The 22,684-nt window shown below is 66.1% G+C and carries 24 protein-coding genes; 8 read left to right on the top strand and 16 right to left on the bottom strand.

Features of this window, described 5'->3' with window-relative positions:
* Position 1 precedes the first annotated feature (1 nt).
* From J7I79_RS21000 to J7I79_RS21015, 4 genes are all read right to left on the bottom strand, one after another.
* Positions 2 to 811 (bottom strand): enoyl-CoA hydratase/isomerase family protein, encoded by an 810-nt coding sequence (locus J7I79_RS21000; RefSeq protein WP_214956647.1) that lies wholly within the window; start codon positions 809 to 811, stop codon positions 2 to 4.
* Positions 811 to 2,040 (bottom strand): acetyl-CoA C-acyltransferase, encoded by a 1,230-nt coding sequence (locus tag J7I79_RS21005; RefSeq protein WP_214956649.1) that lies wholly within the window; start codon positions 2,038 to 2,040, stop codon positions 811 to 813. The genes J7I79_RS21000 and J7I79_RS21005 overlap by 1 nt, the downstream gene beginning before the upstream one ends.
* Positions 2,041 to 2,168: 128 nt before the next feature.
* Positions 2,169 to 2,876 (bottom strand): pentapeptide repeat-containing protein, encoded by a 708-nt coding sequence (locus J7I79_RS21010; RefSeq protein WP_214956651.1) that lies wholly within the window; start codon positions 2,874 to 2,876, stop codon positions 2,169 to 2,171.
* A complete protein-coding gene (locus J7I79_RS21015) occupies positions 2,876 to 3,349 on the bottom strand; it encodes an SRPBCC family protein (RefSeq protein ID WP_214956653.1) in 474 nt (157 codons plus the stop codon). The genes J7I79_RS21010 and J7I79_RS21015 overlap by 1 nt, the downstream gene beginning before the upstream one ends.
* A gap of 164 nt (positions 3,350 to 3,513) precedes the next feature.
* Between J7I79_RS21015 and J7I79_RS21020 the strand changes: the two genes are divergently transcribed.
* Both J7I79_RS21020 and J7I79_RS21025 read left to right on the top strand, forming a co-directional pair.
* Positions 3,514 to 3,690 carry a CsbD family protein gene (locus J7I79_RS21020; protein ID WP_011693098.1) on the top strand — a complete coding sequence of 59 codons (177 nt, stop codon included), beginning with the start codon at positions 3,514 to 3,516 and terminating at the stop codon, positions 3,688 to 3,690.
* 124 nt (positions 3,691 to 3,814) lie between these two features.
* A complete protein-coding gene (locus J7I79_RS21025) occupies positions 3,815 to 4,573 on the top strand; it encodes a dienelactone hydrolase family protein (protein ID WP_214956655.1) in 759 nt (252 codons plus the stop codon).
* 84 nt (positions 4,574 to 4,657) lie between these two features.
* Here J7I79_RS21025 and J7I79_RS21030 read toward each other — a convergent pair whose 3' ends face one another.
* The 3 genes from J7I79_RS21030 to J7I79_RS21040 form a co-directional block, all read right to left on the bottom strand.
* Positions 4,658 to 5,026, bottom strand: a complete 369-nt coding sequence (locus J7I79_RS21030; RefSeq protein WP_214956657.1) for a hypothetical protein — start codon at positions 5,024 to 5,026, stop codon at positions 4,658 to 4,660.
* A gap of 57 nt (positions 5,027 to 5,083) precedes the next feature.
* Complete coding sequence (locus J7I79_RS21035; RefSeq protein ID WP_214956659.1) at positions 5,084 to 5,632, bottom strand: hypothetical protein; 549 nt, start codon at positions 5,630 to 5,632, stop codon at positions 5,084 to 5,086.
* A 73-nt stretch (positions 5,633 to 5,705) separates the two neighbouring features.
* Positions 5,706 to 7,367, bottom strand: a complete 1,662-nt coding sequence (locus J7I79_RS21040) for a LuxR C-terminal-related transcriptional regulator (RefSeq protein WP_214956661.1) — start codon at positions 7,365 to 7,367, stop codon at positions 5,706 to 5,708.
* Between the two features lie 232 nt (positions 7,368 to 7,599).
* Between J7I79_RS21040 and J7I79_RS21045 the strand changes: the two genes are divergently transcribed.
* Positions 7,600 to 8,139 (top strand): hypothetical protein, encoded by a 540-nt coding sequence (locus J7I79_RS21045; protein WP_214956663.1) that lies wholly within the window; start codon positions 7,600 to 7,602, stop codon positions 8,137 to 8,139.
* A gap of 127 nt (positions 8,140 to 8,266) precedes the next feature.
* Here J7I79_RS21045 and J7I79_RS21050 read toward each other — a convergent pair whose 3' ends face one another.
* The 5 genes from J7I79_RS21050 to J7I79_RS21070 all read right to left on the bottom strand — a co-directional run bounded on the left by J7I79_RS21050 (position 8,267) and on the right by J7I79_RS21070 (position 15,051).
* On the bottom strand, positions 8,267 to 9,727 hold the full coding sequence (locus J7I79_RS21050; RefSeq protein ID WP_214956665.1) for an amino acid permease: 1,461 nt from the start codon (positions 9,725 to 9,727) through the stop codon (positions 8,267 to 8,269).
* Between the two features lie 208 nt (positions 9,728 to 9,935).
* Positions 9,936 to 10,253 (bottom strand): Rieske (2Fe-2S) protein, encoded by a 318-nt coding sequence (locus J7I79_RS21055; RefSeq protein ID WP_214956666.1) that lies wholly within the window; start codon positions 10,251 to 10,253, stop codon positions 9,936 to 9,938.
* On the bottom strand, positions 10,250 to 12,811 hold the full coding sequence (gene nirB, locus J7I79_RS21060) for a nitrite reductase large subunit NirB (protein WP_285291494.1): 2,562 nt from the start codon (positions 12,809 to 12,811) through the stop codon (positions 10,250 to 10,252). The genes J7I79_RS21055 and nirB overlap by 4 nt, the downstream gene beginning before the upstream one ends.
* A complete protein-coding gene (locus tag J7I79_RS21065) occupies positions 12,811 to 13,158 on the bottom strand; it encodes a molybdopterin oxidoreductase (RefSeq protein ID WP_104173299.1) in 348 nt (115 codons plus the stop codon). The genes nirB and J7I79_RS21065 overlap by 1 nt, the downstream gene beginning before the upstream one ends.
* A gap of 210 nt (positions 13,159 to 13,368) precedes the next feature.
* The gene (locus J7I79_RS21070) at positions 13,369 to 15,051 is read right to left on the bottom strand and encodes an ABC-F family ATP-binding cassette domain-containing protein (RefSeq protein ID WP_214956668.1); all 1,683 of its coding nucleotides are present in this window, start codon (positions 15,049 to 15,051) and stop codon (positions 13,369 to 13,371) included.
* Between the two features lie 203 nt (positions 15,052 to 15,254).
* Between J7I79_RS21070 and J7I79_RS21075 the strand changes: the two genes are divergently transcribed.
* The 4 genes from J7I79_RS21075 to J7I79_RS21090 are packed head-to-tail and all read left to right on the top strand — an operon-like array spanning position 15,255 to position 18,397.
* Positions 15,255 to 15,770, top strand: coding sequence for a histidine kinase (locus tag J7I79_RS21075; RefSeq protein WP_104173301.1), 516 nt, complete (start codon positions 15,255 to 15,257; stop codon positions 15,768 to 15,770).
* Positions 15,758 to 16,633: a DUF4097 family beta strand repeat-containing protein gene (locus J7I79_RS21080; protein WP_251043114.1), complete on the top strand. Its 876-nt coding sequence runs from the start codon at positions 15,758 to 15,760 to the stop codon at positions 16,631 to 16,633. Before J7I79_RS21075 ends, J7I79_RS21080 begins: the two co-directional genes overlap by 13 nt.
* A gap of 34 nt (positions 16,634 to 16,667) precedes the next feature.
* A complete protein-coding gene (locus J7I79_RS21085; RefSeq protein ID WP_214956670.1) occupies positions 16,668 to 17,612 on the top strand; it encodes an ATP-binding cassette domain-containing protein in 945 nt (314 codons plus the stop codon).
* Positions 17,609 to 18,397 (top strand): ABC transporter permease, encoded by a 789-nt coding sequence (locus J7I79_RS21090; protein ID WP_214956672.1) that lies wholly within the window; start codon positions 17,609 to 17,611, stop codon positions 18,395 to 18,397. Before J7I79_RS21085 ends, J7I79_RS21090 begins: the two co-directional genes overlap by 4 nt.
* 75 nt (positions 18,398 to 18,472) lie before the next feature.
* On the opposite strand, the gene J7I79_RS21095 is transcribed toward J7I79_RS21090, so the two are convergent.
* The 3 genes from J7I79_RS21095 to J7I79_RS21105 are packed head-to-tail and all read right to left on the bottom strand — an operon-like array spanning position 18,473 to position 21,158.
* Positions 18,473 to 19,303 (bottom strand): metal ABC transporter permease, encoded by an 831-nt coding sequence (locus J7I79_RS21095; protein WP_396020229.1) that lies wholly within the window; start codon positions 19,301 to 19,303, stop codon positions 18,473 to 18,475.
* A gap of 47 nt (positions 19,304 to 19,350) precedes the next feature.
* Complete coding sequence (locus tag J7I79_RS21100; protein ID WP_214956677.1) at positions 19,351 to 20,193, bottom strand: metal ABC transporter ATP-binding protein; 843 nt, start codon at positions 20,191 to 20,193, stop codon at positions 19,351 to 19,353.
* Positions 20,190 to 21,158 carry a metal ABC transporter substrate-binding protein gene (locus tag J7I79_RS21105; protein WP_214956679.1) on the bottom strand — a complete coding sequence of 323 codons (969 nt, stop codon included), beginning with the start codon at positions 21,156 to 21,158 and terminating at the stop codon, positions 20,190 to 20,192. The genes J7I79_RS21100 and J7I79_RS21105 overlap by 4 nt, the downstream gene beginning before the upstream one ends.
* Positions 21,159 to 21,298: 140 nt before the next feature.
* Between J7I79_RS21105 and J7I79_RS21110 the strand changes: the two genes are divergently transcribed.
* On the top strand, positions 21,299 to 22,060 hold the full coding sequence (locus J7I79_RS21110) for a CPBP family intramembrane glutamic endopeptidase (protein ID WP_214956680.1): 762 nt from the start codon (positions 21,299 to 21,301) through the stop codon (positions 22,058 to 22,060).
* Here J7I79_RS21110 and J7I79_RS21115 read toward each other — a convergent pair.
* Positions 22,057 to 22,560 carry a hypothetical protein gene (locus tag J7I79_RS21115; RefSeq protein WP_214956682.1) on the bottom strand — a complete coding sequence of 168 codons (504 nt, stop codon included), beginning with the start codon at positions 22,558 to 22,560 and terminating at the stop codon, positions 22,057 to 22,059. The genes J7I79_RS21110 and J7I79_RS21115 overlap by 4 nt on opposite strands.
* Positions 22,561 to 22,684: the final 124 nt, after the last annotated feature.

Consider the following 22,684-nt stretch of genomic DNA (forward strand, 5'->3'; position numbering starts at 1 on the left):
GTTACTGCTTCCCGTCGGACTGGTCTGAATTCTTGGCTGACTTCTTATCTAAGAAAGCCTGCATGCGGTCGAACTTCGCCTGGGATTCGAAGAGGATCCCCTGCGCCAGCTGGTCGATCAGCGGGTGTGCCTCGGCCGGTGCATGGAACACGGATTTGGTGATCCGCACGGCCAGCGGGTCCTGCCGGGCGATGCGGTCGGCGAGGCTGTGGGCTCCGTCCATCAGCACGGGGGCCTCGTGGATCTCCGTGATGAGGTTGACGGCGAGAGCCTGTTCGGCGCGCAGCACCAGCCCGGCCAGCAGGATCTGCTTGGCAAGGGGCTCGCCCACCAGTTCCTTCAGCCGCCAACTGGCACCGGCCGCGGCGAGGATGCCCAGGCCGGTCTCGGGGTTGCCGATGCGGACGCTGGGCGTGCCGATCCTGAAGTCCGCGGCGTAGGCGAGCTCGGCGCCGCCGCCCAGGCAGTAGCCGTCCAGTGCCGCAATGACCGGCATGGGCAGCTTGGCGATCCGGACGAAGATCGTGGAGTTGATGCCCTGCAGCGCGTCGTCCCGGCGCCGTTCGCGCAGCTGGGCGATGTCCGCGCCGGACGCAAAGACGCCGTCGACGCCCGCGATGATCAGCACCTTGGGGTTCTGCTCCAGCGCGGCACACACGAGGTGGAGCTCGTCCACCATCTGCTGGTCGATGGCGTTGCGGACCTCGGGGCGGTTGAGGAGCACCACCACGCGGTCGTCACGTTCCTCAACCAGGAGGGTGCGGAAGTCGTGGGTGCTCAAGTGTCCGTTGGCGCCGTCCGGAGCTGGCATTACACACGCTCCAGCAGCATGGCAGTTCCCTGGCCGACGCCGATGCACATGGTGGCGAGACCCATTTTGGCGTCTTCGCGTGCCATCCGCCCCAGCAGGGTGATGGCGATCCGTGAGCCGCTGGAACCGAGCGGGTGCCCCAGGCTGATGGCCCCGCCGTCGTTGTTCACAATGTCCGGGTCCAGGCCCAACCGCCGCATGCTGGCGAGCGACTGGGTTGCAAACGCTTCGTTGAGTTCGACGGCGCCGAGGTCGCCCACGCTGTAGCCGCTGCGGGCCAGCACTTTCTGGGTGGCGGGGACGGGGCCGATGCCCATGATCTCGGGTTCGCACCCGGCCGAGGCGCCGTCGATGATGCGGGCGCGGGGGGTGAGGCCCAGCTTCTGGATGGCCGCCTCGGACGCCACGATGATGGCTGAGGCGCCGTCGTTGAGGGTGGAGGAGTTGCCAGCGGTGACGATCGAGCCGCCCTTGACCACGGGGCGGAGCCCGGCCAGCACGTCCATGGTGGTCCCGGCACGGGGTCCCTCGTCGGTGTCCACCACGGTTTCGCCCTTGCGGGTCTTGACCGTCACCGGGACGATTTCCTCGGCGAAGCGTCCGGCGGCGATGGCCGCGAGGGACCGTTCGTGCGAGCGGACGGCAAAGGCGTCGGCGTCTTCGCGGGAAATGCCGTCCACGCGGCCCACTTCCTCGGCCGTCTCCGGCATGGAGTACGTCATCTTGCCGTCCCGGGAGAGTTCGCCCTTCTGGAACAGCGGGTTGGCAAACCGCCAGCCGATGGACGTGTCGAAGATGGCGCCGGGCTTGGCGAAGGCCGTCTGCGGCTTCTCCTGCACCCAGGGTGCCCGGCTCATGGATTCCACGCCGCCGGCAATCACGATGTCCGCGGCTCCGGACTTGATCATGTGGCTCGCCATGATGATGGCGCTCAGCCCGGATGCACACAGCCGGTTCACCGTGATTCCGGAGATATGGAGGGGAAGCCCAGCCAGCAGCGTGGCCATGCGGGCCACGTTGCGGTTTTCCTCGCCGGCGCCGTTGGCGTTGCCCAGGATCACTTCGTCGATGGAGTCGGGGTCAAGCCCGGCCCGTGAAACGGCCTCGCGGACCACGAGGGCGGCGAGGTCATCCGGGCGGACAGCGGAGAGCGCGCCTCCGTACCGGCCCACCGGCGTCCGGGCGCCGCCCACCAAAAATGCCTGCGGTCCTGCTACTGCTGAGGCCATGGAAACACCCTTCACGCGATAAACGGCACTGTCATCTGCGGCGGCAAGAGCCCTGCGACTAATTTACCGACCGTTCGTTCTATAAAGATTACACGGCGGCCGCAAGGGGTCAACCGGGCTCCCGGCCTTTAGAGGACAGTAATGCCGAGGTGGGCCGCCAGGAGCGGGGCGAGCAGGCTCAGCTGATAGTCGTCAATCACGACCCCCGCGAGGCTTTCGAGCCCGCTGATGGTGCGGAAGTCGGTGCCCCGGAGATCGAAGTCCTTGAACTTGGCGCCGGCCAGGTCGAGGGTGCCGATGGTGCAGTTCTTCAGGGCCACCCGCGTCCCCGTCACGGAGCCGAGGTCCAGCTCGTTGATGATGCAGTCGCTGATCTGCACGTCCGTCAGCCGCGATCCGCGCAGGTTGACGTAGTCCAGCTTCCCGCCGTCGATCCGCACCGACGTCCAGCCGCTCTCGTACAGCTCCGCCGAACCCCACCGCGGATTGCTGATCTCGACATCCCGCAGCGTAGCCCGCGCCGCCGTGAACACCGGGGCGTAGACCTCCGCCAGGACGCAGTCCCGGAACGTGGCACCGCGCAACTCGGTTTCATTGAACGAGACCCCGTTGAATTCACACTCGGCGAAGTCCGTGCCGCTCAGCTCCAGGCCGTCGGCGTCGGCGCGGGTGAACCTGACGCCGTCGTACCGTTCGCCCCGCTGGAAATCCGGGGCCGGCTCATCACGAAGTTCATCGAGCCGGACCGGAGAGAGCCGCGGTGCGGTGACCTTCGCGGCCTTGCCGGTCGCAGCCTTACTTGTCGCCGCCCTTCCCGTGGCGGGCCTGCCCGCCATCAGAGGGACTCGGCCTTCGCAGCAATCTCGGCCAGGTCCTTGGCCAGCGCCTTCCTGGTCATGCTCATGCCGATCTTGCCGAAAAGGGCCATCGCGACCTTGCTCAGCAGGGTGGGCTTGACCACCTCGGCGCCGAAGGTCAGCGAGAGGTCCGTCCCGCCGTCGCGCCCGGCAAGCGTGAACCGCGTGGTGTAGTCCGCGCCGCCCTGGAGCGCTTTGACCGTGGTGCTGCCGGCCTGGGCCGGCGACGGCGGTTCGGCCTGGGACACCCACATTTCCACGGTTTCGGCGCGGCCCATCATGGTGCGGGTTTCCTTCCACCGGGTGCCTTCGCCATATCCGCCCTCGCTGAGCATCTGGATGGAATCGATTCCGGAAAGGGTGGCTGCCGAGCCCGGAATGTCCGAGATCACGGCCCAGACCTTGTCCGGGCTGGCATTGACGTGCTGCGTGAGCGTGGTCTTGTGGTCCATGCAATCGAGCCTAACCGGGAGCACCGACAACCGTCACGGACGACGCCGGGCGCCCTTGGAATTCCCTTGGAACCGCAACGAAACTTCCCTTGAATTAGTAAGCATGCTTTGTGTTATTGTAATGATGCTTAGTTTTTTACCGGCAACGAGAGGTGGAATACACCATGGGAATCGGCGACAAAATTCAGAACGAAGCAGAGCACCTCGGCGGCAAGGCCAAGGAAGCGGCCGGCAACGCCACGGACAATGACCGGCTGCGTGCAGAGGGTCAGAAGGACCAGGTTGTTGCCGACGCCAAGAAAGTTGGCGAAAACGTGAAGGACGAGTTCAAAAGAGACTAGGGCAACCTAGGCAGCGGCCACGGCGGCTGCCCGGGAAACGGCGGCGGGCATTCCTTTGGGGGATGCCCGCCGCCTTTGTGTGAGATTCTCTGGTGACAGCAACCGCCAACGGAAGGTCCGCACGATGACGATCATCGACCTCAGCGAGGCCGGCACTTCCGCCGGTGCTTCAGGGAAGCTCAGCCACCTGGGCGGCACTGGTTCCCGGAACCTGCGCGGCTACCTCGCGGAACCTGCGGGGACGGGTCCGTTTCCCGCCGTCCTGATGATTCACGAGGCGTTCGGCCTCAACGACATTGCCCGGCGCCAGGCGGACAGACTGGCCGCCGCCGGCTACCTCACCCTGGCTGTGGACCTCTTCAGCGACGGCGGCTCCCGCCGCTGCCTGGTGTCCACCATGAGGTCGATGCTGTCCGGCTCCGGCAAGGCGTTCACGGACCTGGCCACCGCGCAGGCCTGGCTGGAGGGCTCGGGACGCACCAACGGCAAGATCGGTGTGATCGGCTTTTGCATGGGCGGCGGCTTCGCCCTGCTGGTCGCCAGGAACGGCTTCGACGCCGCGGCCGTCAACTACGGCAGGCTGCCCAGGCACCCGGAAGAAGCCCTGCTGGGCGCATGCCCGGTGGTGGGCAACTTCGGCAAGAAGGACCGCACACTGCCCGGCGCCGCGGCGAAACTCGAAGCCACGCTGGAAACGCTGGGTATCGAGCATGACGTCAAGGAATTCGAAAGCGCTGGCCACGCCTTCATGAACGACGCCGAAGAGGGTCCGCGGCCGCTGCGGCCGCTGTTCCGCGTCATGGGCATCAAACCGGACCCCGAAGCGGCCACGGAAGCCTGGCAAAGGATCGAGGACCACTTCGCCCGGCATTTGAAGAACTAAGCGCGAACAGGCAGCTAATGCCCTCAAATCCGGAATTTGAGGGCATTAGCTGCCTGTTCGCGCTCCTGCCTTACGCTTCGCGCCTTACGCCGCGAGGTTTTTCGCCACAACCTCGAGCGTGCGTGCCAGTTCATCGGTCGGGCTGAACTCAACCAGCTCCGTCCCGGGATCGAGCTCATCCGTGTGTCCGGGTGCGGCGTAGTACGCCTCACCGGCCTGGATGATCTCGTCTCCTGTGGGCGTGTGCATGATGAGCCGCCCGCGGATGACGTAGCCCCAGTGGTGGCTCTGGCACAGATCGTCCGGCAAGCCACGGTAGAAAGGAGTGAAGTCCCCGCCCTCTTCGAAATTTTCGAAGGCTAGCGTATAGCCGTCCGCCTCCCGGAAGCGGCCCTCGTAGCCCGTCATGCTTTCAGTGCGTGCTGTCGAATCGTCTCGTGCTAGCTTTGCCATCGTCCTGTTCCTTCCTTGATTTGTGCCTTAGTGAATCTGTGCCTTGATAGATGCGGGTCAGGCCCACGGTTTGGTCTCTGCTGCCGCCACGAGCCGTCGCAGGCCTGCCCGGCTGGCCCTCGCCCACTCGCGGGATGCGAGCCAGCGCAGGACCGGAATTCCGAGGAGAGCCAAGGATCCCGGCAGCGCGTCCGCGCGGACCAGCCGGCACGTGTAGGTGATCCGGCTCCCGACGCCGACCGGCTCAATCTCGTAGCGGTGTACCAGGAGCCATTGCGCCGGAGTCCCTTTCCGCTTTGTCTTCAGCCGGGACTCTGTGACCTTCTCGAAGGTGGCCGGGCGGACGGCTTCCGTGACCACCGAAGAATCCCAAATCCGGCAGGTGGCGTCCTCCGACGTCGAGGTGAACTCCGTTCCTGCCATGGCCGGCCCTGCCGGAGCATCCACGGACAGGAGCGTTGCTGCCTCGGCACCTCCCCAGCCGGGGTGGCCCGACAGGTTGGCGAGGGTATTGAAGACGGTGTTTGCCGTGGCTTTGGACTTCTCCCGAACCATCACCGCCAGCTCGTGTTTGAGGACATTGGCCGATGCCATTTGCCGTGTCATGTCGCACCTCCTGCGGACTTGCTGATACCGCAAGAATGCGCCGCCGCAGGCGGGAAAGGATGGGGGAATTTCCCTATTTACTGCCCTGTTCGGGCCGGGAGTGGCGCAGGGCAAAGGCAGCGGCTTCGGCACGGTTGCGCAGCTGCAGCTTGGCCAGAATGTTGCTCACATGGTGTTCCGCGGTCTTCGCGCTGATGAACAGCCGGCCCGCAATTTCTGCATTCGTCAACGCCTCCGCCAGTAGCGTGAGCACCTCAGATTCCCGCCGCGACAGGAGCCCGAGAGCCTTGGGCCCCGTACGGGCCGGACCGCCGAGGGAGCGCAGGAGCGCGGAAGCCTGATCTGCCATTCCTGCGGCACCCGCATCGTCAAAGACCGCCAGTGCCACTCCGGCCTCATGGACCGCCACATCGCGATCCGACAGGCGCAGGGCCTCTGACAGGGAGAGCCGCGCCTGAGCGGCCTCGAGCGGCATGTTCAGCTCGTCATAGTCCGCTATCGCCGCGTCCAGGCGTTCCTGCGCCGACGCAATGTTTCCCGCGCCGGCGGCGGCGCGACCCGCCGCGAGGTGTGACGCCGCGATTGCCCGCGGCCAGTTGGTGGCAGCGGCGACATCATCCAGGCGTGCGGCCGTTGCCATGGCCTGGTCGGGAGTCCCTTGAGCCAGTTGAACCTCGGCCAGGAGAGCCAGGAGCGGAACCGCAAGGAGCCCTCCGCCGGTCTGGCGGATCCGCCGGTGAAGGAGCGCCGCCGCCACAGCCGTATCGCCGGACGCCAGCCGCACTGCCGCCGTCGCCCTTAACGCGTCAGGGCGCCCTTCGAAACCTGAGAGCAACCTGCCCGCGTCCTCAACACGGCCTTGGAGCAGCCGGAGTTCGGCGAGCTTGGCGGCAGGGTGCACACACCGGGAGCGGTGGCCGCCCTGATCAAGCTCATGCAATGTCTTGGTGAGCCACGCTTCGGCACTTGCGATGTCACCGGTGGAAAGAAGGATCTCCGCGCAGCATGTCCCGCAGAACTCGAGGAGCGCGGGGTGCCCCGTGTTTTCCATGTAGCGCATGACGGTCTTGTTCCATTGGCTCAGCCGCGAGGTGTCACACGCATCTTCGCTGGCCCGCGTGACCATGCAGCAGACGTCGCCGAAAACCATTGCGTCCTGCAGCTCGCTGGCGGTCACCACAACCATCGCCTCGTCGAGGAGCGTCATCCCGTCCGGTACGTTGCCGGCGGCGATTGTCCCGAGACCGAGGAGTGCTAGGGCCGTTGCCTCAAGATCCGGGTCGGCGGAGCTTCGTGCAATGTCCAGCGCCGCCTGGGCGTCGTCGCGGGCCGCCGCCGGGTCGGCCCCGAGGAGGCCCCGGGTGACGGCGAGCCAGCCGCGTTCGACGCCGGGCGGCAGTTTCGAGGCGAGGCCTTCGGCCCGTGCCAGCCACCCACGGCTGACAGACTCGTTGCCCACGGCCTCTGAATATTCGCGGGCCAGCCAGGTGGCTGCCCGGAACGCCTGGGCATCTTCGCCCAACCGGCGAAAGCCCGTGTAGGCCGCGGTTCTTTCGGCGATGGCCCTGTCGACGTCGCGAAGCCACCACAAGGCACCGGCCAGGCCGTCATGCGCCGCGGGGTCGTCGCTGTCCGCCAGAACGGACTCGAACGCCGCGGCTGCGCCTGCCCAGTTGTTTGCTGCGAGAAGGCGCCTGCCCTCTGCAAGGCCTGTGGACACCGTGCTGTCGACCATGGGTTCATTCTCCTCTTCGTGCCTGCCGGACCCATAGCCCCAGGGGCGAACGGACACTTGTGGCCCCACCTCCCTTCGCAAGTCGCACCGGGCCGAATAGTCGAGTACGCCTTACTCGGGTGTTACCTTCAGCCTCATTCGTACACTCCAGTAACGGAGTTTCAGTGCTCCGTTCATGCCCTGGCGATCGACGCCCGGGCAACATCAACATCAACAAAGGGGTATTGGTCTCATGAGTAAGAGAACTCTTGTGTTTGTTGCCGCGGGGGCCGCGTTCGCAGCTTCACTGGCCTTAGCGTCACCGGCAGCGGCGATTGTCACCTTCGACCCGGCCACGGGCACCGGCTTTGTCGGCAAAGGCGATGTCCAGACTGGTTTCGATTGGAACAACAAGGCGCTCCAGACCCATGCATCAACGGTCGACTTCCGGGTGGACTCCGTGAGCGAGACGACCTGGACCTGTTCGAAGACCTTTGAGACAGGCAACGGCGAGACCAAGGAAATCGTCCAGGTTCGCAATTCCACTACGAGCGTCCAGGGCCTCGTGACCACGGTCGCCCGGGACAACTCCAAGGGCAAAGATGGAGCGATAACCGGCTTCTACCTCCGCGGTTATGAGGGCACCCCCACACTGGAAACCGACGGCCCTCCGGCGGGCACCTGCCCCGCTGACCCGAGCGGCTTTGTTTACGATGGGAACGCCCAGACCACCGAGTCCGGCGGCGGCTTTGAGGTCACCTACGACGGGCAGAACTGGTACAGCCTCGGCTAGATACCGGCTTCCCCGTAGTTCCCCCGCGGAAAGGGAGCGTTTCGGCGCTCCTCCCGCAAACGACGACGGCGGCGGCCACCTTGGGAAGGTGACCGCCGACGTCGTCGTACTGCTTGGGTGCAAAGCCCTAGCTGAAGAGCTCGCTCTTCGGTTCGTTGTTCCGCACCTTCTGCCAGCCGAGCCACAGCACCAGGGCGAAGAACGGGATGGTGGCCAGGGTCCAGAGGCCGAGGTGGAAGACCTCGCCGGTCTTGCTGGTCATGGTGTCGAAGCCGATCAGCACCGTGATGGCCAGCAGGGCCACCAGGCCGGCCCAGCTGCTCCAGGCTCCGCCGGGAGCGGGCAGGGACGAGACCTTGCCCTTCTTCTTGCGCAGCGCGATCTGGCTGGCGAAGATGGCTCCCCAGGTGAAGATCACGCCGATCGACGCGGAGTTGAGCGCGAGGTCGAAGGCGTGCGAGCCGCCAAGCCAGATGTTCAGCAGGATACCGACCAGGTAGACAGCACCGATGGCCAGGATGGCGGCGTACGGCACGTGGCTCTTGGACATCCTGGTCAGCCACTCCGGAGCATGTCCGTTGTTGGCCATTGTGCGGAAGATCCGGCCGATCGAGTACAGGCCCGAGTTGCAGGAGGACAGTGCGGCGGTGATGACGATCATGTTCATGACGTCGCCCATCCAGCCGAGGCCCATCTGGCCGAACACGGTGACGAACGGCGAGGTGCCGGCCACGTACTGGTCAGAGGGAAGGAGCATGGCCAGGAGGGTCACGGAACCGACGTAGAACACCACGATGCGGAAGACGACCGCGCGGATGGCCTTGGGCACTTCCTTGGCCGGGTCCTGCATTTCGCCGGCCGTGATGCCGACGAGCTCAATGCCGTTGTAGGCGAAGATCACGGCGTTCAGGACCAGGATCATCACCAGCGCACCCTTGGGGAACATCCCGCCTTCGGCTGCGAAGAGGTTGTTCACCGAGGCGTGGCCGTCGCCCACCTGGGCGTTGGTGACCACCATGAAGGTGCCCACGGCCAGGAAGATCAGGATGGCGCCCACCTTGAGGCAGGAGGCCCAGAATTCGAATTCGCCGAACGCCTTGACGCTCAGGAGGTTGACGCCCACGAGCAGTAGCAGCGCTGCGATGGCGGACAGCTCAACAGGCACGTTGGGGAAGAAGAACTGGAAGTACAGTCCGATCGCGATGAGCTCGGCGATGCCGGTCATGGCCCAGTTGATGAAGTACATCCAGCCGGACAGGTACGCGCCCTTCTTGCCGAACATTTCGCCGGCATAGCTGACGAAGGAGCCCGAGGTCTGGCGGTACATGATGAGTTCGCCCAGGGCGCGCATCAGCAGGTAGGCGATGACGCCGGCAATGGCGTAGGAGAAGATCAGGGCGGGGCCCGTGGAGGCCAGGCGTCCGCCGGCACCCATGAAGAGGCCGACGCCGATGGCGCCGCCCATGGCGATCATGGTGACCTGGCGGCCGCTCAGGGACTTCTTGTAGCCCTCGGCGCTGAGGGTGGAGTCGACGACGGCGGATTGCGCCGTCGGGCTCACGAGTTCTGTGGGGGTACTTTGTGGCACAACTGTTCCTTGTGGGTCGGGGGATGGCCGGCACCGGAACGCAAGGCTCTTGTCCACATAATTCGGGTTTATCCCGCGTTTTGGGGAATTATCTGGACGAAAACTCTCGGGGCGTCGGAGGTTCGCGCGGCCTACCTAGCTTACAAGGCCCGCGGAACCGCCAGTGACGCAGACAACAGTTAGAAGGAGTTATGCCGAATTAATTTCCCTACCTTGCCGAGGTTCTCAGAATAATATTCTGGTGGTTATCGATTTGGACGTCATAGCTGGTCAAAGGTTCGGCGCCGGTGGTGGAGCAGCCGGTGTCCAGCCTGAAGGCGTTCTGATGCAGCGGGCACAGGACCAGGTCCTGGTCGATGGTGCCGTCCGCGATCGGGCCGCCCTTGTGCGGGCAGACAGCTGACAGCGCCCGCAGGCTGCCGTCGCGGAGCCGGAACACCGCCACCTGTTCGCCGGCCACGCCGAACGCCCGGCCCTCTCCGAACGGGATCTGCTCCACGGAACCGAGGTTGTGACCGGTGTTCATCGGACCGGCACCTGGGGAAGCACCGTGAGCGGCAGCGACGTGCGGAACTGCCCGGGGGTGAGCGGATCGTCGCGCTCGGTCCACGGATCCACATAGCTGTCCACGGAGGCCTGCATGGCCGCGTCCAGGGTGGCCGCGATGCCCTCGGCGTCGTCCACCACCACGGCGCGGATGTGGTCGATGCCCACCCTGGGCACAAACGCGTACGTCCGCTCCAGCCAGTTGGCGTTCTCCCGGTAGTACTGCATGAACCGGCCGGTCAGCACCTTCACTTCCTCGGGGTCGTCGACGGTGGCCAGCAGGTCACCCTTGCGGATGTGGGCGCCTGCCGCTCCCCCGACGTAGAGTTCCCAGCGGCCGCCTTCCACGGCCACGACGCCCACGTCCTTGACCAGCGACTCGGCGCAGTTGCGCGGGCAGCCCGAGACAGCCAGCTTCAGTTTGGCCGGCGCCTCGATGCCCTGGAACCGTGACTCGATCTCGATCCCCAGCTTGGTGGAATCGCCGGTGCCGTAACGGCAAAAGTCCTTGCCCACACAGGTCTTGACCGTGCGGAAGCTCTTCCCGTACGCATAGCCGGACGGCATGTCCAGGTCGGCCCAGACCTGCGGAAGGTCCTCCTTGGGCACGCCCAGCAGGTCGATGCGCTGGCCGCCGGTGAGCTTGATCAGGGGGATGTTGTGCTTTTCGGCGACGTCGGCAATCCGGCGCAGCTGCTGCACGGACGTCACGCCGCCCTTCATCTGTGGAACCACGGAGAAGGTGCCGTCCCGCTGGATGTTGGCGTGGACGCGGTCGTTGATGAACCGTGCGTCCCGCTCGTCGATGTACTGGTCCGCGAGCATCATCTTCATCAGGGACGCGAGGCCCATCTTGGATTTCGCATCCTCGGCACTGCCGGGTGCGAGCGCGGCGAACACCGAGGACACCGAGCGCAGGCCCTGTTTGCGGATGGCTGCCATCAGTGACGCCTTGTCCAGCGGAATGCCGGGCACGTAGTAGCTGGCGGCGGGGTCCTCCTCCACGGCGCCGCCGGCGGCCCATTCCACCACCTGTTTCACCAGCAGCTTGCAGGAACCGCAGCCCTTGCCGGCCCGCGTGGCGTCCATGGCTCCGGCCACGGTGTTGCACCCGCCTTTGACCGTCTCCACGAGGGACTTCTTGCTGACGCCGTTGCAGTTGCAGACCTGCGCGTCGTCGTCGAGCTCGGCCACGCCCTGTTCCTCTGCGGGGGCACCCAGATCGAACATCAGCGAGATCCGTTCCTCCGGCAGGGGCAGCCCCTTGTCGAACGCCTGGGTCAGGTACGCCACCTTGCGGCTGTCGCCGAGCAGGGTGGCGCCCACCATCTTGTTGTCCCGGATGACGATGGACTTGAACACGCCCCGGCTGGGCTCGGAAAACACGATGTGCTCGTCCGTCTCCCGTTCCGGGCCCTGCAGGCCCATCGACGCGACCTCGACGCCGGCAACCTTGAGTTTGGTGGCGATCCGGGAGCCGAGGTAGGCCGCAGTGGAGTCAGCGCCGGTGACGTGGTTGGCGAGGACAACGGCCTGTTCCCACAGCGGTGCCACCAGTCCGTAGACCTCGCCGCGGTGCTGGACGCATTCGCCCACGGCATAGATGTCGTCCTCGTCCACCACGCGCAGCTGGTCGTCCACCACGATGGCGCGTTCCACGTGCAGTCCGCTGAGCACGGCAATGTCCACGTTGGGGCGGATCCCGGCGGCCACCACCACCATGTCACAGTCGATGTCCGGCCGGTCCCGGAGCCGGACGCCGGCGACCTTGTCCGTGCCCAGGACGGCGGTGGTGCGGCTCCCGGTGTGCACCCGGATGCCCAGGGCCTCCACGCTCCGGCGGAGGATGGCTCCGCCGTCGGGTCCCATCTGGGCGTTCATGAGGTGCCCGCCGGAGTGCACCACGTCGACGTCGATGCCGTGGCTCTGGAGCCCGCGCGCCGCTTCCAGTCCCAACAGGCCGCCCCCGATGACTACGGCCCGGTGGTGGTGGTCGTGCTGCGCGTGCTGGACCATGTTGCGGGTGTCGTCGATGGTGCGGAACGTGAAGACCCCGGGCTTGATCGAACCGCTGGGCGTGTACAGGCCGTCCATGGGCGGCATGAAGGACTGGCTGCCCGTGGCGATGATCAGTACGTCGTAGGGAACAACGTGGCCGTTGTTGGCGAAGACGTATTTGGTGAACCGGTCGATCCGTTCCACCCGGACACCCGCGTGCAGGGTGATTTTGTTGTCCTGGTACCAGTGCAGGGAGTTCAGGAAGATGTCCGCGTCGCTTTCCTCGCCGGAGAGGACGTGGCTGAGCATGATCCGGTTGTAGTTGCCGTAGGGCTCGTCGCCGAACATGGTGATGGTGAACTGCTCGGCGCCGCCGCGGGCCAGGATCTCCTCGACGGCACGGGCGCCGGCCATGCCGTTGCCGATCACCACCAGCCGACGGCGGGCGGCCGGCTTGGCCTGGCGCGCTTGGTGCTTGGGCCGTAGCTTGGGCGGGCCTGGCTGTGGACTGAGCTGCGTCTTGTCTGTGACAGCTGTCATCAGTGTTCCACCATGCCCAGATCGATGACCACGTACCCCGCAACGCCGTCGGCCGCCAGGAGGAACACCTCGATGACGGACCCGCCCTCGATGTCCTCCACCACCCGGAGCGGCACATGGACGTCGCTCTTGGCGCCGATGGGGAAATACCGCATGGGCACGCCGTCGCGCATCAGGACCACGGTGACCAGTTCGGAACTGGAGTTGCCTCCCCGGAAGTAGAGGGTCTGGTTGATGATTCCGTCCGGAACGAAGTGTGCGAGCTCCCTGTGGATGGGGACGGGCTTCTCGAGTCCCGCTCCCTCGAAGGGGAAGACGCCCTGCAGGAAAAGGTTCTTGGTGATCACGGGACAGATCCTTTCGGCCGGCTGAGTACGTCCCGGCGGCGGACCGCAAGGACGCTACTTGAGCGTGGGAATCACTGACTCCCCTCCATCCTGCTCCGCGGTTGTTTCGGCCCTGCAGGCAGGGCGTAACGATCCCTTAACGCAAATCTCACCGTTTTCCACGGCTGCTTCACCAGCGCCGCTTTCCGAGCGGCTCAGGGTGCCCGAAAACTAGGCCAGCGCGCCTTCCGCCATCCCGTAGCGGAGCCAGCCTGCGCCGCCGGTGCTCCCGCCGGTGTTCCCGGCGGCGGACCGTGCGGCGCATTTGCTGAACCACTCACCCAATGCGCGGTCGTGGCTGACCATGATCAGCGTTCCGCCGAATTCCGAAAGGACCGCTTCCAGCTGTTCCACCAGCACGGGTGCCAGGTGGTTGGTGGGTTCGTCCACGAGCATCGTCTGGAATCCGCCGAGCAGGAGCCGTGCAAGGGCCAGCCTGCGCTGCTGCCCGGCGGAAAGGCTTCCGACCGGAACATGGAATTCTGTGGTCCGGAAGAGGCCCAGCCGCAGCAGCGCCTCCGCATGCTCGTCGATGTTGCCGCCCAGGCCGGCGACGAAGGCCGGCAGAAGGCGCATCCCGGGACGGACCGGCGGTTCCAGCTCCTGCTGCAAATAGCCGATCCGGCCATGCCGCACCACCGAGCCCGCCTCCGGTTCGAGCGTGCCGGCCAGCACGGACAGCAGCGTTGACTTCCCTGCCCCGTTGGGACCGGTGATCAGGATCTTCTGGCCGGCCTCCACCCGGAAATCGGTCGGTGCCAGGCGGCCGGGCACCTGCACACCGCGTGCGTCCAGCGCCGGTCCCGCAGCCCCAGCCGCGGCAGCGTCCCCGCCAGTCGCCGACTGGAGGTCTACCGCCAGTTTCAAGGGAACCGGCGGCCGGTCAACGGGATTGGCCTCGAGCCGGCGCAGCCGCTCCTGGGCGTTGCGGACTTTGCTGGTGACGGCCTGCTGCCAGGTGCCTGCCTTGAAGTCGAAGCCCATTTTGTCGCCGTCGCGGCGGCGGGCGTAGCCCATCTTCCCGGCCACGGTGTCCGCCTGAAGGCGCTCGGCGGCCATCGCGTCCAGCCAGCCGCGGTACTGCTGCACCCAGCGTTCCCGCTCGGCGGCCTTCTCGCGCAGATAACCGTCGTAGCCGTTCCCGTAGCGGTTGACCGCGCACCGCTCGGCGTCCACTTCGATGACGGAAGCGGCCACCTTGCGCAGCAGCGCGCGGTCGTGGGAAACCACGACGACGGTCCCCCGGTGGGCGGCCAGCCGCGCCTCGAGCCAGGCCGTGCCGCTGGCGTCCAAATGATTGGTGGGCTCGTCCAGCAGGAGGACGTCCGCAGGATCAGCCAGCACGCAGGCCAAGGCGACGCGGTGCTGCTCCCCGCCGGAAAGCGAACCCAGCGCCCGCTGCCGGTCCAGCCCGCCCAGGCCCAGGCGGTCCAGGGCCGCCTCCACCCGGGACTCGGCGGCGTAGCCTTCCCGGAGCTGGTACTGGGTCTGCAGGTCGCCGTAGCGTTCCAGCTGTTCCTGGTCGGCATCGGCCAGGCCGGATTCCAGGCGGTCCAGTTCGGCCTCGATGGCGCGGAGCGACTCGAGTGCGTGGTCGATGGCGTTGCCCACGGTGAACGACGCCGGCAGGCCGGTGGTCTGGGCCAGGTAGCCGACGCGGCCGTGGTTCGCGGCCGTGCCCTCGTCCGGGGATTCAAGCCCGGCAAGGATCCGCAGCAGCGTTGATTTGCCGGCGCCGTTTTCGCCGACGACGGCCACGTGTTCACCGGCAACAATGGTGAGGTCGACGGCAGTGAAGAGCCGGCGGTCCCCATAGCCATGGGTGACGCCGGTCAGGGAAAGATGTTCAGTCAAGAGGAGTCCTCGCAGGTCCGCAGTGAATGGCGATAGCGCCGATATGTGTACTGGGAATGCAGCCGGAAAGAAGGGCTGCGCTTAGGACTTCATCGCTCCAGACTGCCCGGCGGAGGCGGGTGAGTCAAGCCGCGACACCACGGTGACACCACCAACCACCAAAATGTCTTGACGTGACACCACAATGGCGTCATAGTGGTGTCATGCAACTCAACCAATACGTAACCTCCGTCCAGCACCAGCTGGACGTGGCCGCCGAAGCCGGCGGCCCCGACGCCCGGGAACTCAGCGAACGCCTCACGGCTGCGCTCGAGTCCACCGTCCGGCTCGTCCTCCTCGAAGCCCTGTCCGACGCCGCCAGTGAGATCACACTGGAGCTGGCACCGGCTTCAGTGGAGGTCAGGCTGCGAGGACGCGATCCCGAGTTCGTGGTCACCAACCCGCCCGCCGCCAGCGAGTACGAGGCCGTGGTGGAGCGGTCCAGCCAGCCTGCCCGGCAGGTCACGGAAGAGCTCGACGGCGCCAGCACCTCCCGCACCACGCTCCGGCTGCCGGATCACCTCAAGCAGCAGGTTGAAGAGGCCGCCGGCCTTGAAGGCCTGTCCGTGAACTCCTGGCTGATCCGGGCCGTGGCCGATGCCCTCAACGGCAGCCAAACATCTCACCGAACCGCCCGTCGGGATCCCGGCGAGCAGACCTTCACAGGATGGGCACACTGATGGAAACCTTCGAGACACCCCAGCCGATCGCCGTCGTCGTGGACGTTTCGGTCCGCGCCGATATCTGGATCGTCGCCGGCAACCGCACCGACACCGTGGTCAACGTCCAGCCCCGCACCGCAACCCGCACTTTGGACGTCAGGGTGGCCGAGCAGACCACCGTGGACTATTCGGACGGGCGCCTGCAGGTCAGGCTGCGTCCCCAGCGGCGCCACAGCTGGTTCAGCGACGGGGGCGCCGTGGACATCACCGTTGAAGTGCCCATCGGCTGCAGCCTGGAGTTGAAGTCCGGCATGGGCGACCTCCGTTGCGAGGGCGAGTTCAGTTCGGCCGAGCTGAAGACGGAAATGGGCCACGTCCGCCTCGACCACTGCACGGACCTCAAGGTCCACACGGGCATGGGCGACGTGACCGTGGAACGCGTCGCGGGCCGGGCAGAAATCAAGACCGGCTCGGGCAAGATCCGCATCCGGGAGATCGACGGAATTGCCAGCGTCAAGAACGGAAACGGCGGCACGCACATCGTGGATGCCGCCGGCGAACTCCGCGTCAGTGCCGCCAACGGAGACGTCGCACTGGAACGGGCCGGTGCATCAACAACAATCAAGGCCTCCAACGGCGACATCACTGTCGGCGAGGTCTCGCGCGGAACCCTAACCCTCCAGACCGCCGCCGGCTCCCTGGCCATCGGCGTCCGCGAAGGCAGCGCCGCGTGGCTGGACCTCAGCACCAAGTACGGGCGCGTCCGCAACGGGCTCGACGCCACCACCGGACCCGGCGAGTCGGACACCAAAGTGGAGGTCCGTGCCCGCAGCGCCTACGGCGACATCACCGTGCGGCGCTCCCCCGTTCCAACCAGGTAACCCAACCAGGCAAGAACCCAGCAAAGGAAGAGTCATGGCAAGCACCACCTCTTCGGCCATCACTGTGGCCGGGCTGCGCAAGGCATACGGCAGCAAACAGGTACTCGACGGCGTGGACCTCACCGTTCCGGCGGGAACCGTCTTTGCCCTCCTCGGCCCCAACGGCGCCGGCAAGACCACCATCGTCCACATCCTGTCCACCCTGATCTCCGCCGATGGCGGGGAGGTCGCCGTAGGAGGTTTCGACGTCGTACGCCAGGCCGATGAGGTGCGCGGCAAGATCGGCCTCACGGGGCAGTTCTCGGCCGTGGACAGCCTGCTCACGGGCGAGGAAAACCTGGCCCTGATGGGCAGGCTCCGGCACCTCCCTGCGGCTGAGGTCAGGCGCCGCGCGGCAGGGCTTCTGGAAAAGTTCGACCTGGTCGAGGCGGCCAGGCAGCCCCTTGCCACGTACTCGGGCGGCATGCGGCGGCGGCTCGACCTCGCCATGACCCTGATGGGCGATCCGGAGATCATCTTCCTGGATGAGCCAACGACGGGTCTGGATCCGCGGAGCCGCCGCACCATGTGGGAGATCATCCAAGGCCTCGTGGCCCGCGGCGTCACGATCTTCCTGACCACCCAGTACCTGGACGAAGCCGACCAGCTCGCGGACAGGATCGCGGTGCTGGACCAGGGCCGGATCGTGGCCGAGGGCACCCCGGCTGAGCTCAAGCGGCTGGTCCCCGGCGGGCACATCCGCCTCACGTTCGGTGACCTGGCCGCGTTGGAGCGGGCCGCCGTCGTGCTCGAACCGGACAACCGCGACGACGATTCCCTCACCTTGGAAGTCTCCGGCGACGAGGGCGTCCGGTCCTTGAAAGACGTGCTGGACCGCCTGGAGCGCGCCTCCGTGGAGGTGGCCGACCTGTCCGTCCACACACCCAACCTGGACGACGTCTTCCTCGCCCTCACCAGCCAGAAGGAGAACGCACGATGAGCACCCTCAGCTATGCCGCGTCCGACGCGACCACCATGCTGCGCCGGAACCTCAAGCACGTGGTCCGCTACCCCTCGATCCCGCTGTTCGTTGCGGGGACCCCGATCATCTTCCTGCTGCTCTTTGTGTATGTGCTCGGCGGGACACTGGGCTCGGGACTGGGCGGTGGCAGGGACGACTACCTCGCATACATCGTGCCGGGCGTCCTGATGCTCACCCTCACCGGGAGTGCGACGGGAACCGCAATCTCGGTGTCCACGGACATGACGGAAGGCATCGTTGCACGCTTCCGCACCATGGCGATCTCCAGGGGCGCCGTGCTAACGGGCCACGTCCTGGGCAGCCTCATCCAGACCATGGCCGCCATGCTGCTGGTGGCCGCCGTTGCCCTTCTGATCGGATTCCGGCCCACCGGTTCCCCGGCAGGCTGGCTCGGAGCCTTGGGCGTGCTGACGCTGATCGGCTTCTCCGTAACGTGGTTATCCGTGGCCATGGGCATCAACGCCAAGAGCGTGGAAACAGCCAGCAACCAGCCCATGATCCTGTTGCTGATGCCATTCCTTGGCAGCGGGTTCGTGCCCACGGATTCCATGCCCGAGGTCCTGCGCTGGTTCGCCGACGTGCAGCCGTTCACGCCGTTCATCGAAGCCGTGCGCGGACTCCTGATGGGCACACCCGTGGAAGCCAGCACCATGCTTGCAACGCTTGTCTGGTGCGCAGTCTTCAGCGTGGGCGGGTACGTGTGGGCGCTGTGGCTTTACAACCGCAAGTCCGTCCGGGCGTAGGCAACAAAGTGCGGGCCCGGGGCGTAACGCCCCGGGCCCGCACCGCCGTCGTACGGTCCGTCGCCGGACACAAACCTAGGCGGCGAGCGCCACTGCTTTCTTGCGGCGCGCCTTCGCCAGCCGGGTGCCGATCAGCCCCTGGCGGGGGCTGAACAGGTAGACGACGGCGAAGATGGCACCCTGGGTGAGCACCACCATGGCGCCGGAGGCGGTGTCCAGGTAGTAGCTGAGGTAGATGCCGGCGATGGAGCACAGCGCCGAAATCACCGGGGCGATCACCAGCATGCGGGAGAACCGGTCTGTCAGCAGGTAGGCCGTGGCTCCGGGGATGATCAGCATGGCAACCACCAGCACCACGCCAACGGTCTGCAGCGCCACCACCGAGGTCAGCGCCAGGAGGCCCAGCAGCAGCGCCCCCAGCCGTTTCGGGGACAGCCCGATGGCGTGGGCGTGCGTGGGATCGAAGGCGTAGAGCGTGAGGTCCCGCCGTTTCAGGATGAGGATGGCGAACGCCACCACTCCCAGCACCAGCACCTGGATGAGGTCCGGAATGCTGACGCCCAGCAGGTTGCCGAAGATGATGTGGTTGAGGTCGGTCTGGCTCGGTGTGACGGAGATGAGCACCAGGCCCAGCGCGAACAGCGAGGTGAACACGATGCCGATGGCCGCGTCCTCCTTCACCCGGCTGGTGTTCCGGACCACCCCGATCAGGGTGACGGCGATCAGCGCGAAGACCAGCGCGCCCAAGGCGAACGGCGCCCCCACAATGTAGGCGAGGACCACGCCCGGGAGCACGGCATGGGACACGGCGTCGCCCATGAGCGACCAGCCGATCAGCACCAGCCAGCAGCTCAGCACGGCGCAGACAATGGCGGCGAGCGCCGTGGTGATGATGGCGCGGACCATGAAGTCGTAGCTCAACGGTTCAAGCAGGAGGTCGAAGAGATCCAAAGTCAGTTCCTGCCATGGTGGTTGGAGAGGTCCTGCACCCGGCGGCCCGCGCCGGAAGGATCCGCGCGGGAAGGATCCGGGGCGTCCTCGTCGGGGAGATCCTCATCGGGGAGGTCCCGGTTGAGGACGTCCAGGCCGAACGCCATGGCCAGGTTCTCGGGCTGCAGGACCAGCTCGGGCGGGCCGTGCATCAGGACCTTGCGCATCAGCAGCACGGCTTCGTCGCACAGCTGGGGCAGGGCGTGAAGGTCGTGGGTGGAAATGAGGATGGTGCAGCCATCCGAGGCGAGTTCACGCAGCAGGCGGGTGATGGTGGCTTCGGAGCGTTTGTCCACCCCGGCGAACGGCTCGTCCAGGAGCATCATGGTGGCGCCCTGGGCGATGCCCCGGGCCACGAATGCGCGCTTCTTCTGGCCGCCGGAGAGCTGGCCGATCTGCCGGTTCGCGAACTCGGAGAGTTCCACCCGGTCAAGGGCAAGCTCGACGGCGGCACGGTCCGCCTTGGAGGGGCGGCGGGTGAAGCCCTGGTGGCCGTAGCGGCCCATCATCACCACGTCGCGAACGGACAGCGGGAACTGCCAGTCCACGTCCTCGCTCTGCGGGACGTAGCCGATGCCCCCCTCCTTGCGTGCCTTGGCCGGTGACTCACCGTTGATGAGGACGCGGCCGGCGTCGGGCTTGATCATTCCCATGATCACCTTGAACAGGGTGGACTTTCCGGAGCCGTTCATGCCGATCAGGCCGCAGATCCGTGCGGTGTCCAGGGTCAGTGACGCGGCGTCCAGGGCAAGGACCTCGCCGTAGTGGACGGTGACGTTTTCAACCAGGATGGCCGGGTTGCTCATGATGCCGCTCCTGTCAGGGCTTCGGTGATGATCTTGGAATCGTGCCGGATGAGGTCCAGGTACGTGGGGACGGGGCCGTCCGTTTCGGAGAGCGAGTCCACGTAGAGGACGCCGCCGAATTTCGCGCCCGTGGCTCCCTCCACTTGGCGCATGGGGGCATCAGAGACCGTGGACTCGCAGAACACGGCAGGGACCTTGTTGGCCTTGACGAATTCGATGGCCCGGGCGATCTGCTGCGGCGTGGCCTGCTGCTCGGCGTTCACGGCCCAGATGTAGACCTCGCGGAGGCCGGCGTCACGCGCCAGGTAGGAGAAGGCCCCCTCACAGGTCACCAGCGCCCGCTGCGCCTCGGGAACGGTGGCGAGCTTCTGCACCATTTCGTCCTTCACGGTCTGCAGCTTGGCCTTGTAGGCCGCGCCGTTCGCCTCGAAGGTGGACGCGTTGTCCGGGTCGAGCTTCGAGAACGCCTTCACCATGTTGTCCACGTAGATCTGGACGTTGACCGGCGACATCCACGCGTGCGGGTTCGGTTTGCCCTGGTAGGAGTCTTCGCTGATGGACATGACTTCAACGCCTTCAGTGACCACGGCGTGCGGAACATCCAGGCCTTCGACGAACTGGGCGAACCAGGCTTCGAGGTTCAGGCCGTTGTCTAGGATCAGGTCCGCCTTGGACGCCTTGCGGATGTCCCCGGGGGTGGGCTCATAGCCGTGGATTTCGGCGCCGGCCTTGGTGATGGACTCGACCTGCAGCTTGTCCCCGGCCACGTTCTGCGCGACATCCGCCAGCACGGTGAAGGTGGTCAGCACCACGGGCTTCTCACCCCCTGACCCTTGGCCGGGGGCGGCACCCCCGCACGCGGCTAGGGACAGGCAGAGGAAAACGGCGACGACGGCGGCTCCGGCAGTGCGAAGGCCCTCGGTTCGGCGGACTACTTTGGCGCACCGAAACAGAAATTTAGGCATACCGAATATTGTACGGGGCGCCTCATCGCGGCTGCAACGTCGCTGCTTCACACACGCACCCAACTGACTCGCATTTAACGTCGTCATTCACCGTTTTCACGACGCCAACTGCCAGTCAGTTGGGAAGCTAGGCTGGAGATATGGGAACAGCTCTCCGCAATTCCCCGGCGCCACAGCCGGATCTCTACCGTTTTTCCGCGCTCGACTACACCACCGTGGGGCTCTACGTGGCTGTGGCGGCTCTCTTTGCCGTGGCAGGATCGCTGCTGCAACCGCTGCTGCTGCAGCTATCCCCGGACCCCACTATTGCCGTGTACTCGGTGAACCTGCTGTTCTACGGCGGCGTCGGCGTGCTGGCCTTGGCTGCTGCCCGCCGGGTTGTCTCCCGGGACCTCCGCGTCCTGGCCACCAGGCCCTGGTTCACGCTGATCATGATTCCCGTCGCGGTGGTGGCCATGCTGATCCTGACGGCCCTGCTGGTGGCCCTCACCGGACCGGTGCAGGGCTCCGCCAACCAGGCCAATGTCCAGGCACTCGTTCAACAGGTGTCGCCGTGGCTGATTGTGCCGCTGCTGGTCATCGTGGGTCCGTTCGTGGAGGAGTACATCTTCCGCCACCTGCTGATCGGCAAGCTCAGCCGCCGCCTCAACATCTGGGTGTGCTGCGTCCTGTCCACGGTCCTCTTCGCGGCGCTGCACATCGTTGGCCAGGAAACCCTCACGCTGCCGGTGCTGATGCCGTACCTTGCCATGGGGGCCACGCTGGTGTTCGTGTATGTGTGGACCGGGAAGAATGTGATGTTCTCCTACTTCGTCCATGCCGCCAAGAACCTGCTGGCCGTGGTGTTCATCTACGCGATCCCGCCCGAACTGATGGAACAGCTGCAGCAGGTCCAGCCCTAGGGGTTCAGGGACAGGCCGCGGAGCGTGAGCGTAAACGTGCCGCGCGTCCTGCCCGTGATGTACACCTTCAGTCCGTCGGCGGCATTGGTGCCCGCGAGGTACCGGTAGGCCTCCCCCGGGTTGTAAACCGGCGGCGCGTCCAGGTCAGGCGGGGTTCCGGGACCGAATTCGATCACGTCCCCGCCCACGCTGTAGCGGCCCGTCCCATCCGTCAGCTGGAAAGTCCCCGGGGCCGCCAGGGGCTGCACGCCTTCCAGCACGCCGCCGGGCCGGAACGTCAGTTCCAGCGCAAATGAAGTGTCCGCACCCTCGAAACCGATCTCCACAGCCGCCCCGGACCCGGCAGTGCGGACCGTGACGTCGGTCTTCAGCCGGTGGACCACGGCGGGCCTGCTGCTGAAATTCATGCTGGCGCTGAACCGGCCTTCATGTTCCAGCGCGTAGATGCCGTCCTGCTGGAGTTTCCCCGGCGGGAGCGGCAGGTAGAAGTTGGCTTCCACCGTTTCGGACAGGGCTACTCCATTGCCGGTCAGGACTGATTCCTGGCTCCGGAAGGGACCCAGGTCGAAGAAACTGCGGGACAGCCGGACGTCGCTGAGGACTGCTGCCCCGTGGCCGAACCGG

The sequence above is a fragment of the Arthrobacter sp. ISL-69 genome (assembly GCF_018613775.1).
GTDB lineage: Bacteria > Actinomycetota > Actinomycetes > Actinomycetales > Micrococcaceae > Arthrobacter.